This is a genomic window from Allobosea sp. NPDC055332, from assembly GCF_053645455.1.
Map to the genome: position 1 here is coordinate 1,180,812 of NZ_JBSHMO010000001.1, position 13,693 is coordinate 1,194,504.

Below are 13,693 nucleotides of genomic sequence, written 5' to 3' on the forward strand. Positions count from 1 at the left end.
TATGCGCGTTTTGGTGTTCAGACCGCTTGAGGATGCCGAGCGCAGCGCGCAGACCTTGCGCGAGCGCGGCAAGGACCCGGTGGTCGCGCCGCTGTTTTCGATCCTGCCGAGCGGCGAGAAGCCGCCCAAGGGGCCGTTCGACGCGCTGGTTTTGACCAGCGGCAATGCCGTACCGGCGCTGGAGAATTTGCCGAAGGCCTGGCGCAACGCGCTTCCCGCCTTCTGCGTCGGGACGCGCACGGCGGAGACCGTCGGCAAGCTCGGTTTCGCCGCGCACAGCGCCCGGGGCGGGCGCGCCGAGCTGCTGGCGCTGGTTCTCGAGCGCCTGCCGCAAGGCCAGAAGCTGCTCTTCGTCGCCGGGCGAGACCGCCACGAGGACCTGCCGCAGCAACTGCGCGACGCCGGCCATGAGGTGACGGTCTGGACGGCCTATGAGGCCAAGGCGGTCGACGCACTGCCCGCTCCTGCCGCCGACGCCTTGCGCGACGGCTCGGCCGACGCCGCCCTGCATTATTCGCCGCGCAGCGCCCTGGTCTTTTTCGACCTCGCCGGCAAGGTAGGGCTGGCCGAGCAGGCACAGGCCCTGCCGCAGCTCGCACTCTCGGCCGAGATCGCCGCGCCGCTGATCTCGGCTGGCTCCGACACGGTGCTCGTCGCCGAGCATCCCGAGGAGGCCGCGCTCTTTGCCGCCCTCGACCAGCTTCCCGCTCGCACTCTGCTGACCGCCGATGCTAAGGAGCCGGCAGCGGCGGAAGACAAGGCGGACAAGGACGGCATGACGGCAGAGCCAAGCAGCGAACAGGGTCAAGCCGGAAAGCGCCGCAGCCGCTCGGGCCGGACGCCGCCGACAATCGAGCTCGCCGCGACTGAAACCGTCGAGACGCCGCCTCCGGAGGCCGCCAGCTCGGCCGCGAACGCCGCCGAGGCCGAACGCGCCGAGACGCAGGCCGAGGCCGTGCTCCCGACCGAGGCGCTCGCCCAGGAATTCACGCCGCCGCCGGTGCCCGAGCAGCAGCGGCGCTACAGCCTGCCGACCGTCGCACTCGCCGGCCTCGCCGGCGGCGTGATCGGCGCCGGCCTGGTCCTTCTGGGCCTGCGCCTGTCCGCTCCCGATGACGGTGCACGCCTCGCCGAGATTGCCAAGCGCGTCGAGACCCTGCACGCGCAGAGCGCCGCTTTGCCTAATCGCGCCGCGCTCGACGCCGTGGACCGCAAGGCCGCCGCCGCGGCCGAGAGCGCCGCCAGGGCGAGCAGCGAGGCTCAGGCCAACGCCACCCGGCTCGCCGAGCTGGCCAAGACCTCACCCGCAGCCGGCGCCGGCATCCCTGCCGGGCTGACCGAAAAGCTCGACCGTGCCGACAGCATGGCCGCCGCCGCCCGCGACGCGGCGGCGACCCTGGGCCAGCGCCTTGCCGGCGTCGAGGCCGCGGCCAAGAGTGCCGCCCAGCCGAGCAAGCAGGCGCTCGCCGCGGCACGCGTCGTCCTCGCCGAGCGCATCCGCAGCGCGATCGGCTCCGGCCGCCCCTTCCAGACCGACCTCACTGCGCTCGGCGACATTCCGGCTGAACAGAAGACCGCGCTTGCTGAAGTTGCCGGCGCCGGGGCCGCCACGCGCGACCAGCTACTGGCGCAGTTCAAGAGCCACCATGCCCTGTTCGTGCGCGAAACCACCCCGGCCGCGAACAGCTGGGAAGACAAGCTGCTCGGACTGGCGAGCCGCATCGTCACCATCCGCCCCGTCGGCGAGTCCGGCTCCAGCGATCCCGCGACCCTGCCGATCAGGCTGGAGGGCGCCCTCGTTCAGAACGACATGGTGAAGGCGGCCGAGCTCTGGACGCAATTGCCCGAGCCGGCGCGGCGCGGCAGCGAAGCGTTCGGCTTGGCGTTGAGGCTGCGCGCAATCGCGGAATCGACGATCAACCGCATCGCACAGGATGCGGTCGCGGCGCTGGGTACGGCAGGCTGAGAGGATAGATCCCGATGGTTCGCGTACTGGTCTATCTCTTCGTCATCGCCCTGCTCGCAGTCGGGGCCGTCTGGCTCGCCGACCGGCCGGGCGAGGTCTCGATCCTCTGGCAGGGCTACCGCATCGAGACCAGCGTCGCGATCGCGGCGATCGGCGTCGTCGTGCTGGCTTTCCTCGCCCTCGTCGCCTGGGCGGTGATGCGCTTCGTCTTCGGCCTGCCCTCGGCCTTCGGCTTCGCCTCGCGGGCCAGGCGCCGGGCGCGCGGCTTCGAGGCGATCTCGCGCGGCATGGTCGCGATCGGCGCCGGAGATCCCGTCGCCGCCGGGCGCTACGCGGTCGATGCCCGCAAATTCGTCGCCAACGAGCCGCTGACGCTGCTGCTCGAAGCGCAATCGGCCCAGCTCTCCGGCGATCGCGGCCAGGCCGAGGCCGCCTTCAAGGCGATGCTCGACAAGCCCGAGACCCGCGTGCTCGGCCTGCGTGGGCTCTTCGTCGAGGCCCGCCGGCGTGGTGACATGGCCGCTGCCCGCGCCTTTGCCGACGATGCAGTGCGCCGCTCGCCTTCCCTCGCCTGGGCCAACGACGCCCTGCTCGACTTCCACACCGCCGCCGGCGACTGGCAGGCGGCCCGTACCGCGGTCGAGCGCCGTGCCGCGCTGCGCCTCGCCGACAAGGGCGAGGCCAAGCGCCAGCGCGCCGTCCTGCTCGCGGCCGAGGCGCTCGAGGCCAAGGATCGCGAGCCGGAAAAGGCGCTCGCCGCCGCGCTCGAAGCGATCAAGCTCGCGCCAGGCCTCACTCCCGCCGCGGCGCTGGCCGGCCGGATGCTGTCGGAACGCGGCGACATCAAGAAGGCGGCGCGATTGCTGGAAGCGGCCTGGAAGCAGGTCTCGCATCCCGATATCGCCGGCGCCTATCTCGATGTCCGCCCCGGCGACAGCGCCCGCGACCGCCTCGCCCGGGCGGAAACGCTGACCAAGCTCAGGCCCGCCGATCCAGAGGGCGTGCTGGCCCTGGCCGGCGCCGCCATCCATGCTCAGGACTTCGCCCGCGCCCGCACCACGCTGAAGCCGCTCCTCGCCGGCGGCGCCTCGGTCCGCGCCTGCCTGCTGATGGCCGAGCTGGAAGAGGCCGAGCACGGCGCAACCGGCCGCGTCCGCGAATGGCTGGCCCGCGCCACCCGCGCCCCGCGTGACGCCGCCTGGGTTGCCGACGGCCTCGTCTCGGACCAGTGGCTGCCGGTCTCGCCGATCTCGGGCCGGCTCGACGCCTTCGTCTGGACGGTGCCGCCGGCGACGCTCGGCAGCCAGGGCGGCCATCTCGACGACGACGTGCTCGCCGATCTCGACGAGCCCTCGGCGCCGCTGCTCGAAGGCAAGGCCGAGATCGCAGAGGCTGTGACGGTTCCGCCGGCGGCCGGGCTTGCTCCGCCGCCTGCCCCCGAATCACCCAAGCCCGAGCCGAAGCCGGAACCCAAGGTCGAGATGAGGCCGGAACCGTCCGTCGCGGCAGCCTCTCCTCCGGCAGAGCCGGTCGTCGAGATCACTCCGGTGACAACCAAGCCGGCGCCGCAGCAGGGCAAGCCGGCCCCGGTGGTCTTCCCGGTCGCGCACGCGCCCGACGATCCCGGTCCGGAGCAACAGGCGCCGGGCGAGGCCAAGGGTCGTTTCCGGATCTTCAGCTGAGGCCGTAGCGCGTGTCATTCCCGGCCGCAGCCCGAGAGTGACACGTGCGATCCCTTGCATCGACAGGTGCAGTTTAAGCGCCGCGCGCCTATAGACGGCGCATGACCACGCCCGAAAACGCCACCCAGCAACCCGCCACCGAGCTTGTCATCGCGCCAGAACAGGCCGGCCTGCGCCTCGACAAGGCTCTCGCTCTGCTCGGCGGCGAGGTCTCGCGCGCCCGCCTGCAGCAAGTGATCAAGGAGGGCGGCGTCAGCATCGACGGGACGGTGGTCGCCGATGCCAGCCGCAAGGTCGCCGCCGGCCAGCGGCTCAGTCTCGTCATGCCCGAGGCCAAGCCGGCCGCGCCGATCGGCCAGGACATCCCGCTCACCGTCGTCTTCGAAGACGAGCACCTGATCGTGATCGACAAGCCGGCCGGGCTCGTCGTCCACCCCGCCGGCGGCCATGAGGACGGCACGCTGGTCAATGCCCTGATCGCCCATTGCGGCGAGAGCCTTTCGGGCATCGGCGGCGTGCGCCGGCCCGGCATCGTCCACCGGCTCGACAAGGACACCAGCGGCCTGCTCGTCGTCGCCAAGAACGACAGGGCCCATCGCGGCCTCGCCAAGCAGTTCGCCGACCACGGTCGCACCGGGCCACTGGAGCGGGCTTATCTCGCTTTGGTCTGGGGTTCCCCGCGCCGGCAGACCGGCACGATCGATGCCCCGATCGAGCGCTCAAACCGCAATCGCGAGAAGATGATGGTGGTCGGCGAGGGCCGCGGCCGCGAGGCGATCACCCATATCGAGCTGATCGAGCGCTACCCGCCTTTGCTGCGCGGCCATGAGGAGCTAGAGGCGCTGGCGAGCCTGGTCGAATGCCAGCTCGAGACCGGCCGCACCCACCAGATCCGCGTCCATATGAGCCATATCGGCCACCCGCTGCTCGGCGACCAGCTCTACGGCTCCGGCTTCATGACCAAAGCCAGCCGCCTGCCCGAAAACGCCCGGGCCGCACTCGCCGATCTCGGGCGCCAGGCATTGCATGCGCGCCTGCTCGGTTTCGAGCATCCGGTCACCGGCGAGGAATTGCGCTTCGAGTCGGAACCACCCGCCGACTTTGCACGTTTGCAAGCAGAGCTCTCGATCCTGTGACGGATTTTTGCTGCGCCGCCCACTTTCCGCCACCCTCGCATCGTCTATACTGCGTTGCGAAAGCGGATGGCTAAAGGGGCGCCGCTGGGCGCGCAGCAGGTGACTGGACGGAAGTCGTCACCGAGGCAGCGCGCCGGACGATCCTGCCCGATGGAACATCGGGTGGTTGGCTCGCCGCAGAGCGGGAGCCGGAAAGGAGTACGAGCATGGCGACTGCGTCGTTGCCCGTCATGTCCGCGGAGGGCGGACTTTCACGTTATCTGGACGAGATCCGTCGGTTTCCGATGCTGGAACCGAACGAGGAATTCATGCTGGCCAAGAGCTGGCGCGAGCATGGCGACCGCGATGCGGCTCACCGGCTCGTGACCTCGCATCTGCGCCTCGTCGCCAAGATCGCCATGGGCTATCGCGGCTACGGCCTACCGATGGGCGAAGTCGTGTCGGAGGGCAATGTCGGCCTGATGCAGGCGGTCAAGCGCTTCGAGCCCGACAAGGGCTTCCGGCTCGCGACCTATGCGATGTGGTGGATCAAGGCCTCGATCCAGGAGTACATCCTGCGCTCCTGGTCGCTGGTGAAGATGGGCACCACCGCCAACCAGAAGAAGCTGTTCTTCAACCTGCGCAAGGCCAAGAGCAAGATTTCGGCGCTCGGCGAGGGTGACCTCAAGCCTGATCAGGTAAAGAGCATCGCGACCAAGCTCGGCGTCAACGAGCAGGACGTGATCGACATGAACCGCCGCCTCGGCGGCGACGCCTCGCTGAACACGCCGCTGCGCGAGGACGGCGAAGGCGAGTGGCAGGACTGGCTGGTCGACGACAGCGAGAGCCAGGAGCGCCGCCTCGCCGATTCCGAAGAGAGCGACAACCGCCATCTGGCGCTGCGCGAGGCGCTCGGCGTTCTCAACGATCGCGAGCGTCGCATCTTCGAGGCGCGCCGCCTCGCCGAGGATCCGATCACCCTGGAGGAACTCTCCGAGGAGTTTGGCGTCTCGCGCGAGCGCGTCCGCCAGATCGAGGTCCGCGCCTTCGAGAAAGTGCAGGACGCGGTCAAGAAGGCGCTGGTGAAGATCGAGGCGCCGCGGGCAGCCCTGCCCGCCGCCTGATCAGTAGAGCGGTTGCAGCGGCTGCAAAGGCAGCCTGAGCGGCCCGAGGAAAACCCTGCCTTCGCGCAGGACCAGCGGCGGCAGCGGCGAAAGCCCTGCCGCCGTATTGCTTTGCCCACCATCACTGCGCCCGCCGAGCAGGGCGCCGAGGCCCGCGGTCAGGCCGCCGACCTTGATGCCGGCGATACGGTCGACACCGGCGACCGCCGCCGCGATCTTGCCGGCTGGCCGGTGCGCCTCGTCGAGAGCCACCAGGCCGGTCGCCTCGAGCCGCGTCGGCCCCTTGGTCAGGACGAGCTTGGTCACCTCCAGCCCGCCGCCTGCGGTTCGCCAGGCTTCGAGCGCATCGGGATTGAAGCCGCGTCGGAAAGACGGCGCCTGGGACAGGCTGGCCTGCAGATCGAGATCGGCGAGCTGGCCATTGCCGAGCAGCGCCTCCAGCGCCGGCAGCATCCCGCCCTTGGCGTTGACGGCGAGATCGACCGTCCCCTCGCTGGCAAAGCGCTGCGGGTTGGGCCGCAGATGCGCTTCTGCGGCATTCGCCCGCCAGGTCTCAGCGGCTTCCTGCCCGGGCTCGGTGACGGTCAGCACCGGCTCGCCCAGCACCAGCGAGAAGCGCTCGAAGGCGAGCCCGCTGAGATGCAGGCTCGCGGCCAACCCCTTCCAGTCGAGCACCGCCTTGCGCCCCTGCGGCAGGTTCGCCAGCATCGGTCCGGTCATCTGCAGGATGATATGGCCGGGGGTCCAGACCTGCGCGACCGCGACCGCCGGGCCGGCATCGACCTTGACCTCATCACCCCAGCGCGTGGACGTCAGCGTCAGGCTGGCGCAGCGCACCTCGATGCGGAAGGGGTAGCCGCCGACGCTGCGCTCGCGGCAGGTCCAGTTGCGCCCGGCCCGCGCCTCGCGGGCGATGCCGGCATCGAGCTCCTGGTCGACTTTGCTGCGCGCGAAGCCCCAGATGCCCGACCAGCCGGCCGCGAGCAGGGCCAGCAGCGCGAAGGGCGCATAGAGCCAGAAGCGGCCATGCCGGCGCACGGGCGTGGTATCGGACATGCGCGGGCGCTCCATTGCGAAAACCTCGGCAGGTTGATAGCGACCGGGGCCGCAGCGCGCCAGCGCTGGCGGAGATTATCCGCCAACGGATCGCGCTTGCCTCTCTGGCGAGGCAAGCGGGCTAAATTGTGAGGATCGGATGACGGCGCCGCTTCCACCGGAAGATCTCTGGGTGTTCGGCTACGGCTCGCTGATCTGGCGTCCCGGCTTTGCCTTCGTCGAGCGCGCCGGCGCGCGCCTGCACGGCTACCACCGCGCGCTCTGCATCTATTCGCACGTCCATCGTGGCACGCCCGAGGTGCCCGGCCTCGTGCTCGGCCTCGATCGCGGTGGCATCTGCCGCGGCGTCGCCTTCCGCGTCGCCGCCGACCAGGCCGAAGAGACGATCGACTACCTGCGCGCCCGCGAGCAGGCGACCGCGGTCTATCTCGAACGACGGCTGGCACTGCGGCTCGACGACGGCAGGCGCCTCAATGCGCTCACCTATATCGCCGACCGCGACCACTATCAGTATGCCGGCCGCCTGCCGGAAGAGGCGGTGCTCGCCTTCGTCCGGCAGGGCAAGGGCGTCTCGGGGGAGAACCCGGACTATGTCCGGCGCACCCATGAGCACCTGCACGAGATGGGCATCCACGATCCGCTGCTTGCGCATCTCGTCGCCGAGCTCGACAGGACAAGCCCGCCGGCGTCGCCCTGAGAGCTCACGCCTCGGGCATCAGGTCGCAGAGCACCGCGCGGCGGCCGGCGCCATCTTCGGCCAGGAGATGAATGTGGATCTCGCTGGCGCCGGCCATGGCGACGGCGTCGCGCCAGCGCGTCAGCGCCGCGTCGATGCCGAACGGCCCGCTGTCTCGCGCCGCCACGATCTTGCGGTCTGGCGACACTGCCAGCAGCACCGCATCGCTGAAGCCGAGCGCGTGCCCGTCCTGAACGGCGAAGACAGAGGCGACATAGCGCCGGCCAGAACGGCCGCGCCAGGCGGTGAAGCGGCGCTCGGCGAGCTGGGCGGTAGCGCGCAGCGGCATCTCGCGCACCTGCCCCGGCACGACGACAGCGTCATCGAACAGCGGAACAGCGCGCTCCGCCTGGGCGGGCTGGAGCGCCTCCAGCAGATTGAGCTGGCGCGGCATCTTCTCGATCGACCGGTTGCGGTCGAATGGGAAACGGGCTCGGGCCAAAGCAGCCATGTCGTTCCTCCTTTGTTCTAGAACAAAATCGGAACACTCGAGCCCCTTGTCAAGGCCGATCAGGCGCTGGGCTGCGCCTCCTGACGTATGCTGACAGGAGGCGGCACGCCGAGCCGGTCGAGCTCGGCGAGACCGTCGGCCAGCAGCCGGTTGCTCGCGGTCTCGATCTGCTCCTGCAGCAGGGCGTGGAACGCCACCTTGTCCATCCCCGGCGGGATCGGCGGCAGGATCTCGACGCGGATCGTGCCCGGCCGCTTGATCAGGCTGCGGCGCGGCCAATACAGCCCGGCATTGAGCGCGACGGGCACGCAGGGCACGCCGAGCTCGGCATAGAGATGGGTGACGCCGTATTTGTAGGCGGGCTCGGCGCCAGCCGGCCGGCGAGTGCCTTCCGGGAAGATCATCAATTGGCGGCCGTTCTGGCCGAGCTCGACCTTGGCCCGCCGGGTCACCTCCTGCAGCGCCCGGCTGCGGGCGCCGCGATCGACCGGGATCATTCTGAGCTTGATCAGGCACCAGCCGAAGAAGGGCAGCCAGGTCAGTTCGCGCTTGAGGATGTAGACGGGATTGCGGAACACCGTCACCAGAGCGAAGGTCTCCCAGGTCGATTGATGCTTGGCCGCCATCATCAGGCCGCCGGGCGGGATGTTCTCCACGCCGGTGATCTCGTAGCGCGTCCCGACGATCACCCGCATCCACCAGAGCGAAGTCTCGGCCCAGCACAGCGCGATCTTCAGCAGGAAGCGCGGCGGCAGCACCATCGTCACCATGGCCGCGAGCAGCCAGAATGCGAGGTTCAGATAGAAGGCGACGTTGAATAGGAGCGAGCGGATCAGCAGCATGGTCCGCAAGAACCCCGACGGCCCGGGCGCGTCAAGAGCCAGCCGCGCGGATCAGGCCCCGCGCAGCGGCGCTGCCGCCCGCGAACGCTTGTCATGCTCCGGACCGATCTGGTCGCCCGGCTTGGGCGAGACAGGCTTACGCCCGCCGATGATCACCGAAAGCCGCGAAGTCTCGGGGTCGGTCTCGAGTTTGCTGCGCACCGCTGCGACGAGATATTTGAGGTATTCGGGCACGAGCAGACGAATCGTGTGCCAGTCGCGCCACCAGCCGGCGACGTCGACCTGATCGGTCACCACAGGGTGCGGCACGATCCGCACTCCCGGCATCGCATGGCCGAACTCGAGCAGCGTACGCGGCATGTGGTAGTTCGACGTCACCAGCAGCAGCGAGCGGAAATCGTGACGCCGGACCCAGCGTCGTGCCTCGATGGCGTTGCCGATGGTGTTGCGGGCGCGATAGTCGAGATCGACGCAGCAGGCGAGCGCCTCGCGCGCGCTCGGATTGAGCTTGGCCAGTTCCTCGCGGCTCGTCCGCTCGTTGACGCCGCTGATCAGCAGGCGGCGCCCGCGATCGGCATTGAGCAGGCTGACGGCGTCACCGATCCGCTGCGCCCCACCGGTGACGACGACGATCGCATCGGTCCGCGGCGGCGAGACGGCTTCGGCCATCGAAAGGCCGGTGGCGAACCGGACATAGCCCGCGGTCACGGCGAAGCAGCCGAGCAGGCACGACCAGAGCAGGAATCGGCGGAACAAGCGGCGCCGCGGGGAGGCGAGCGTCGTCATCGGTCGCAGGGCAGCCAGGCTGTCCTCAACACTGGGAAGATGACCTTGCCGGGTTCCAAGCAGCACCATGAGATCGGGTAACTAACCGCCCAATCGGGCACAATGACGGCACCCTCACAACCCCGCCGCGCAGCGATTCAGCCCATTGCCCGCAGATAATGCCGCACCGTCAGCCGCGAGACGAGTCCCGCGATCGCCGCGACCACTGCAGCGACCAGGATGACGACGGCATAGCCGGACCAGCCGATCTCGAACGCGCCGAACAGCGCCTGCAACTGATCGGCCTCGGGCGTCGCGCTCCAGGCCGAGGACAGGAAGCCGAGCAGCGCGATCGCGATGATCGCCGCGAGCCCGCCGGCGGCACCGCCGCGCAGGCCGAGCGCGACGAAACGCGTCTGGAACTCGCGCGCGATGAACTCGTCGGTCGCACCGACGAAATGCAGCACTTCGACCGAATCGCGACTGCCGGCCATGGCACCGCGCGTGGCGAAGGCGACGGCGAGCCCCGCCGCCACCAGCACGAGCAGCACCACCGCGACGCCGGCCAGGATGATCGTGCTCGCCATGGTCGAGAGGCGGCGCACCCAGAGCCGGTGGTCGTCGAGCGTCGCGCTCGGCACCTCGCGCCGCAATGTCTGGCTGAAAGCGACGAGGTCATTGGCGGAGGTCGAGGACAGCCGCAGCACGATCAATCGCGGCACTGGCAATTCGACGAGGTCGAGCCCCGCGCCGAGCCATGGCTCGAGCAGCTTGTCCGATTCGGCCCGCGGCATCGGCCGCGCTTCGGCCACGCTCGGCACGGCCCGCGCGAGCGCGATTGCGCGGGCGATGTCCTGCTCGATATTGCGGCGTGGATCGGGCCTGACCTGGATCGTCATCTCGTTGGCGACCGCACCGCGCCATTGTTCGGAAGCGCGGGCAGCGAGCAGCGCCGCTCCCGCGCTCAACGCGGCCAGGAAGGTCAGGATGGCGATGACGACGACGAGCGCGCGTCCGGCGACCGAATCGACAGGAACCAGGGGCTGATCGCGCCGCAGGCTCGCTGGCAGGCGCTGCCCGCTCCGCGGACGCTCGTCCTCGGCTTCGTCCATGTCGAGATGGTCAGGCATCGACATGCAGATGCCCATCCGCCAGCACCAGGCGCGGCGCGTCGTAGAGTTCCATCAGGGCGATGTCGTGCGTCGCGATCACCACCGCCGTTCCCAGCGACTGCAATTCCATGAAGAGGCGGAGCAGGCGCCGCCCGAGGCCGGGATCGACATTGCCGGTCGGCTCGTCGGCGAGCAGCAATTGCGGCCGGCTGATCAGGGCTCGCGCGATCGCGGCGCGCTGCTTCTCGCCGCCGGAGAGGACGGCCGGCACAGCATGCATGCGCTCGCCGAGCCCGACCCAGCGCAGGAGCTCGACGACCTCGGCGCGATAGCTCGCCTCCTCCTTGCCGGTCACCCGCAGCGGCAGCGCGACGTTCTCGTAGACCGTCAGATGGTCGAGCAGCCGGAAATCCTGGAAGACCACGCCCATGCGGCGGCGGAAATCGGTGAGCGTCGCGGCTTCGAGGCGGGAGACGTCCTGGCCGAACAGATTGACGAGACCGCGCGTCGGCTTGAGCGCCATCAGGACGAGCCGGATCAGCGTGGTCTTGCCCGCTCCCGACGGCCCGGTCAGGTACTGGAAGGAACGCGGCGCGATGCTGAAGTTGATGTCCTTCAGCACCTCCGGTCCCATCCCGTACCGCAAGCCGACATTCTCGAACCGAACCAACGCAGTTCCTCTCGCTCACTCGCATCCGAATCGCGCCGGACGAACGCCGAGCCGACACGACCTTACACCGAGACCATGTCCCGGCGGGAAGCGCCGGCAGGTTTTCCTCAGCCCTGCACGGCGCAGGGTTTACGCGACATTAACCATAAATCGACCCTATGAGAGGCGGAGCCGCTGGCCGCACCCGCTTGCGCTTGCGCGCAGCGACGGGAGGATCAGGCTCCGGACCGATACCTCTGGGATGCAGCGCGGAGCGAGCGTTTTTAAGGCCATGCTGATCGTCTGCCCCAACTGCGCCAGCCGGTACGAGATCGCCGAGGCCAAGATCGGGACCGGCGGCCGCAAGGTGCGTTGCGCCAGCTGCCAGACGACCTGGCAGATCGAGGCGCCGCCGGCCGTCGCAGCACAGCCGACCGATGAGGTCCTGCAATCCGACCTCGATGCAGCGATCCCAGAGCTTCCCAGCCCCCCCACCCCGGAGCAGACCGCCGCGGAGCTGGAAGAGGAACTGCGCCGTGCCGCCGAGATCGACGCCGACATCTCGGCGATCGCGGCCGAGCGGGCCGAGCCTGCGCAGCCGGATGCCGCACAGCCCGCACCTGCCAGGAGCAAGCGGAGCTGGGCAAGCGCCCGCAATCCGGCACTACGCCTGCCGCCGGCGGCAGCCGGTATCTTCGTGGTCGCCGGCCTCGCTGCGCTCGGTCTCGGCCTCTGGCAACGCGAGCGCGTGGTGCGGGCGGTCCCGCAATTCGCCGATCTCTATGCGAAGATCGGCCTGCCGGTGAACGTCCGCGGCCTTGCCTTCAGCGCCGTCGAGAGCGAACTGGTTCAGGATCCGCAAGGACGCTTCCTCGTCGTCTCCGGCGATGTCACCAACGTCGCCAAGGGCACGACGAAGGTGCCGCCGATCACGGTGATGGTGCGGGGCGACGATGGCAAGCTGCTCTACAGCTGGACGACGGAGCCGCCGCGCCCGTCGCTCGAGCCGGCGGAGCTGATGCATTTCCGCGCACGCCTCGCCTCGCCACCACAGGATGGCCACTCGGTCCAGTTGCGCTTCGGTGCGGGTAGCCCCGACGGCATCGCCAGCCTCTACTGATTTCCCGTACAGCCCGGGTCCAGCCGCTTCAATTGTCAGCACATGGACGCTATGACTGAGGCCTGAAGAGTTTAGCCCGCGATCACGGGGCTGCGCGGGTATAGGCCCGCGCCGAAAGGAACGGTCGTCGATGTCTCAGCCCCAGCGTATCCGTGTTCTCTATGACGAAGCGGCGATCGCCGCCCGCAACGCCGAAATGGCCGCGGAGATTTCTGCCGATGCTGGCGAGAATCTGCTCGTCGTCGCGGTGCTGAAGGGCAGCTTCATGTTCGTCGCGGACCTGATCCGCGCCATGCATCGCGCCGGCATGACCCCACAGGTCGAATTCGTCCATCTGTCGAGCTATCGCGCCGCAACGGTCTCCTCCGGCCAGGTCGAGATTCTGCGCGACGTCCAGAGCGATGTTCGCGGTCGCCACGTTCTGCTTGTCGACGATATCCTCGAATCCGGCCGCACGCTCGCCTTCGCCAAGGACCTGCTCACCGCGCGCGGCGCCGCACGTGTCTCCACCGCCATCCTGCTCGAGAAGCCGGGCAAGCGCGCCGTCAACATTACGGCCGACTATGTCGGCTTCGAATGCCCCGATTATTTCGTCGTCGGGTACGGTATGGACGTCGCCCATTCCTATCGCCAACTGCCCTATGTCGGGGTGATCGAGACCGCCGACCAGGCCGGCCTGCCAGGGATCTAGCGATGTCGCGCATTCTCGTGGTCGATGACGAGGAGAGCCTGCGCGCCCTGGTCGCGCGTGGTCTCGCCATGGACGGACATGACTGCCTGACCGCAGGTGACGGCGCCGAGGCGCTCGACATCCTGATGGCGGAGCAGGGCCGTTTCGATCTGCTGCTCACCGATATCCGCATGCCGCTGATGGACGGCATCGCGCTGGCGCTCGCCGCCAAGCAGCAATTCCCCGATCTCACCATCATGCTGATGACCGGCTATGCCGAGCAGCGCGAGCGGGCCAAGAGCCTGGAGACGATCGTCTCGGAGGTGATGACCAAGCCCTTCACCATCGCCGAATTGCGCGAGACGGTGCTGCGCGTGATCGAGCGCTCGATCGGCTGAGCAATCG

Annotated in this window: 14 protein-coding genes; 8 read left to right on the forward strand and 6 right to left on the reverse strand. The window is 69.2% G+C overall.

Annotated features, from left to right (window positions below):
* The first annotated feature begins 13 nt into the window (after window positions 1–13).
* The 4 genes from ACWIGM_RS06110 to rpoH all read left to right on the forward strand — a co-directional run bounded on the left by ACWIGM_RS06110 (window position 14) and on the right by rpoH (window position 5,887).
* Entirely contained in the window at window positions 14–1,966 is a 1,953-nt protein-coding gene (locus ACWIGM_RS06110) for a uroporphyrinogen-III synthase (protein WP_454025008.1), read from the forward strand.
* Window positions 1,967–1,980: 14 nt separating this feature from the next.
* Window positions 1,981–3,648, forward strand: a complete 1,668-nt coding sequence (locus ACWIGM_RS06115) for a heme biosynthesis HemY N-terminal domain-containing protein (RefSeq protein ID WP_454025009.1) — start codon at window positions 1,981–1,983, stop codon at window positions 3,646–3,648.
* Window positions 3,649–3,749: 101 nt separating this feature from the next.
* Entirely contained in the window at window positions 3,750–4,784 is a 1,035-nt protein-coding gene (locus tag ACWIGM_RS06120) for an RluA family pseudouridine synthase (protein WP_454025010.1), read from the forward strand.
* 206 nt (window positions 4,785–4,990) lie between these two features.
* The gene (rpoH, locus tag ACWIGM_RS06125; RefSeq protein ID WP_454025011.1) at window positions 4,991–5,887 is read left to right on the forward strand and encodes an RNA polymerase sigma factor RpoH; all 897 of its coding nucleotides are present in this window, start codon (window positions 4,991–4,993) and stop codon (window positions 5,885–5,887) included.
* On the opposite strand, the gene ACWIGM_RS06130 is transcribed toward rpoH, so the two are convergent.
* Window positions 5,888–6,943 carry a DUF2125 domain-containing protein gene (locus tag ACWIGM_RS06130; protein WP_454025012.1) on the reverse strand — a complete coding sequence of 352 codons (1,056 nt, stop codon included), beginning with the start codon at window positions 6,941–6,943 and terminating at the stop codon, window positions 5,888–5,890.
* A 139-nt stretch (window positions 6,944–7,082) separates the two neighbouring features.
* Between ACWIGM_RS06130 and ACWIGM_RS06135 the strand changes: the two genes are divergently transcribed.
* The gene (locus tag ACWIGM_RS06135; RefSeq protein ID WP_454025013.1) at window positions 7,083–7,640 is read left to right on the forward strand and encodes a gamma-glutamylcyclotransferase; all 558 of its coding nucleotides are present in this window, start codon (window positions 7,083–7,085) and stop codon (window positions 7,638–7,640) included.
* 4 nt (window positions 7,641–7,644) lie between these two features.
* Here ACWIGM_RS06135 and ACWIGM_RS06140 read toward each other — a convergent pair whose 3' ends face one another.
* The 5 genes from ACWIGM_RS06140 to ftsE all read right to left on the reverse strand — a co-directional run bounded on the left by ACWIGM_RS06140 (window position 7,645) and on the right by ftsE (window position 11,519).
* Complete coding sequence (locus ACWIGM_RS06140; RefSeq protein ID WP_454025014.1) at window positions 7,645–8,130, reverse strand: hypothetical protein; 486 nt, start codon at window positions 8,128–8,130, stop codon at window positions 7,645–7,647.
* Window positions 8,131–8,189: 59 nt separating this feature from the next.
* Window positions 8,190–8,972 (reverse strand): lysophospholipid acyltransferase family protein, encoded by a 783-nt coding sequence (locus tag ACWIGM_RS06145; protein WP_454025015.1) that lies wholly within the window; start codon window positions 8,970–8,972, stop codon window positions 8,190–8,192.
* Window positions 8,973–9,023: 51 nt separating this feature from the next.
* A complete protein-coding gene (locus ACWIGM_RS06150; RefSeq protein WP_454025016.1) occupies window positions 9,024–9,728 on the reverse strand; it encodes a YdcF family protein in 705 nt (234 codons plus the stop codon).
* A gap of 167 nt (window positions 9,729–9,895) precedes the next feature.
* The gene (locus tag ACWIGM_RS06155; RefSeq protein ID WP_454025017.1) at window positions 9,896–10,873 is read right to left on the reverse strand and encodes a cell division protein FtsX; all 978 of its coding nucleotides are present in this window, start codon (window positions 10,871–10,873) and stop codon (window positions 9,896–9,898) included.
* A complete protein-coding gene (ftsE, locus tag ACWIGM_RS06160; RefSeq protein ID WP_454025018.1) occupies window positions 10,860–11,519 on the reverse strand; it encodes a cell division ATP-binding protein FtsE in 660 nt (219 codons plus the stop codon). The genes ACWIGM_RS06155 and ftsE overlap by 14 nt, the downstream gene beginning before the upstream one ends.
* A 271-nt stretch (window positions 11,520–11,790) precedes the next feature.
* Here ftsE and ACWIGM_RS06165 point away from each other — a divergent pair, with 271 nt between their 5' ends.
* The 3 genes from ACWIGM_RS06165 (at window position 11,791) to ACWIGM_RS06175 (ending at window position 13,686) form a co-directional block, all read left to right on the forward strand.
* On the forward strand, window positions 11,791–12,618 hold the full coding sequence (locus tag ACWIGM_RS06165; protein WP_454025019.1) for a zinc-ribbon domain-containing protein: 828 nt from the start codon (window positions 11,791–11,793) through the stop codon (window positions 12,616–12,618).
* A 130-nt stretch (window positions 12,619–12,748) separates the two neighbouring features.
* The gene (hpt, locus tag ACWIGM_RS06170; RefSeq protein ID WP_454025020.1) at window positions 12,749–13,309 is read left to right on the forward strand and encodes a hypoxanthine phosphoribosyltransferase; all 561 of its coding nucleotides are present in this window, start codon (window positions 12,749–12,751) and stop codon (window positions 13,307–13,309) included.
* A 2-nt stretch (window positions 13,310–13,311) separates the two neighbouring features.
* Complete coding sequence (locus ACWIGM_RS06175; RefSeq protein WP_454025021.1) at window positions 13,312–13,686, forward strand: response regulator; 375 nt, start codon at window positions 13,312–13,314, stop codon at window positions 13,684–13,686.
* The last annotated feature ends 7 nt before the right edge of the window (window positions 13,687–13,693 follow it).

Coding starts and splice junctions, on each gene's coding strand:
- ACWIGM_RS06135 (WP_454025013.1), top strand. CDS start 7,083: ATGACGGCGCCGCTTCCACCGGAAGATCTCTGGGTGTTCGGCTACGGC.
- ACWIGM_RS06155 (WP_454025017.1), bottom strand. CDS start 10,873: ATGTCGATGCCTGACCATCTCGACATGGACGAAGCCGAGGACGAGCGT.
- ACWIGM_RS06120 (WP_454025010.1), top strand. CDS start 3,750: ATGACCACGCCCGAAAACGCCACCCAGCAACCCGCCACCGAGCTTGTC.
- ACWIGM_RS06115 (WP_454025009.1), top strand. CDS start 1,981: ATGGTTCGCGTACTGGTCTATCTCTTCGTCATCGCCCTGCTCGCAGTC.
- ACWIGM_RS06165 (WP_454025019.1), top strand. CDS start 11,791: ATGCTGATCGTCTGCCCCAACTGCGCCAGCCGGTACGAGATCGCCGAG.
- ACWIGM_RS06130 (WP_454025012.1), bottom strand. CDS start 6,943: ATGTCCGATACCACGCCCGTGCGCCGGCATGGCCGCTTCTGGCTCTAT.
- ACWIGM_RS06175 (WP_454025021.1), top strand. CDS start 13,312: ATGTCGCGCATTCTCGTGGTCGATGACGAGGAGAGCCTGCGCGCCCTG.
- ACWIGM_RS06145 (WP_454025015.1), bottom strand. CDS start 8,972: ATGCTGCTGATCCGCTCGCTCCTATTCAACGTCGCCTTCTATCTGAAC.
- hpt (WP_454025020.1), top strand. CDS start 12,749: ATGTCTCAGCCCCAGCGTATCCGTGTTCTCTATGACGAAGCGGCGATC.
- rpoH (WP_454025011.1), top strand. CDS start 4,991: ATGGCGACTGCGTCGTTGCCCGTCATGTCCGCGGAGGGCGGACTTTCA.
- ACWIGM_RS06140 (WP_454025014.1), bottom strand. CDS start 8,130: ATGGCTGCTTTGGCCCGAGCCCGTTTCCCATTCGACCGCAACCGGTCG.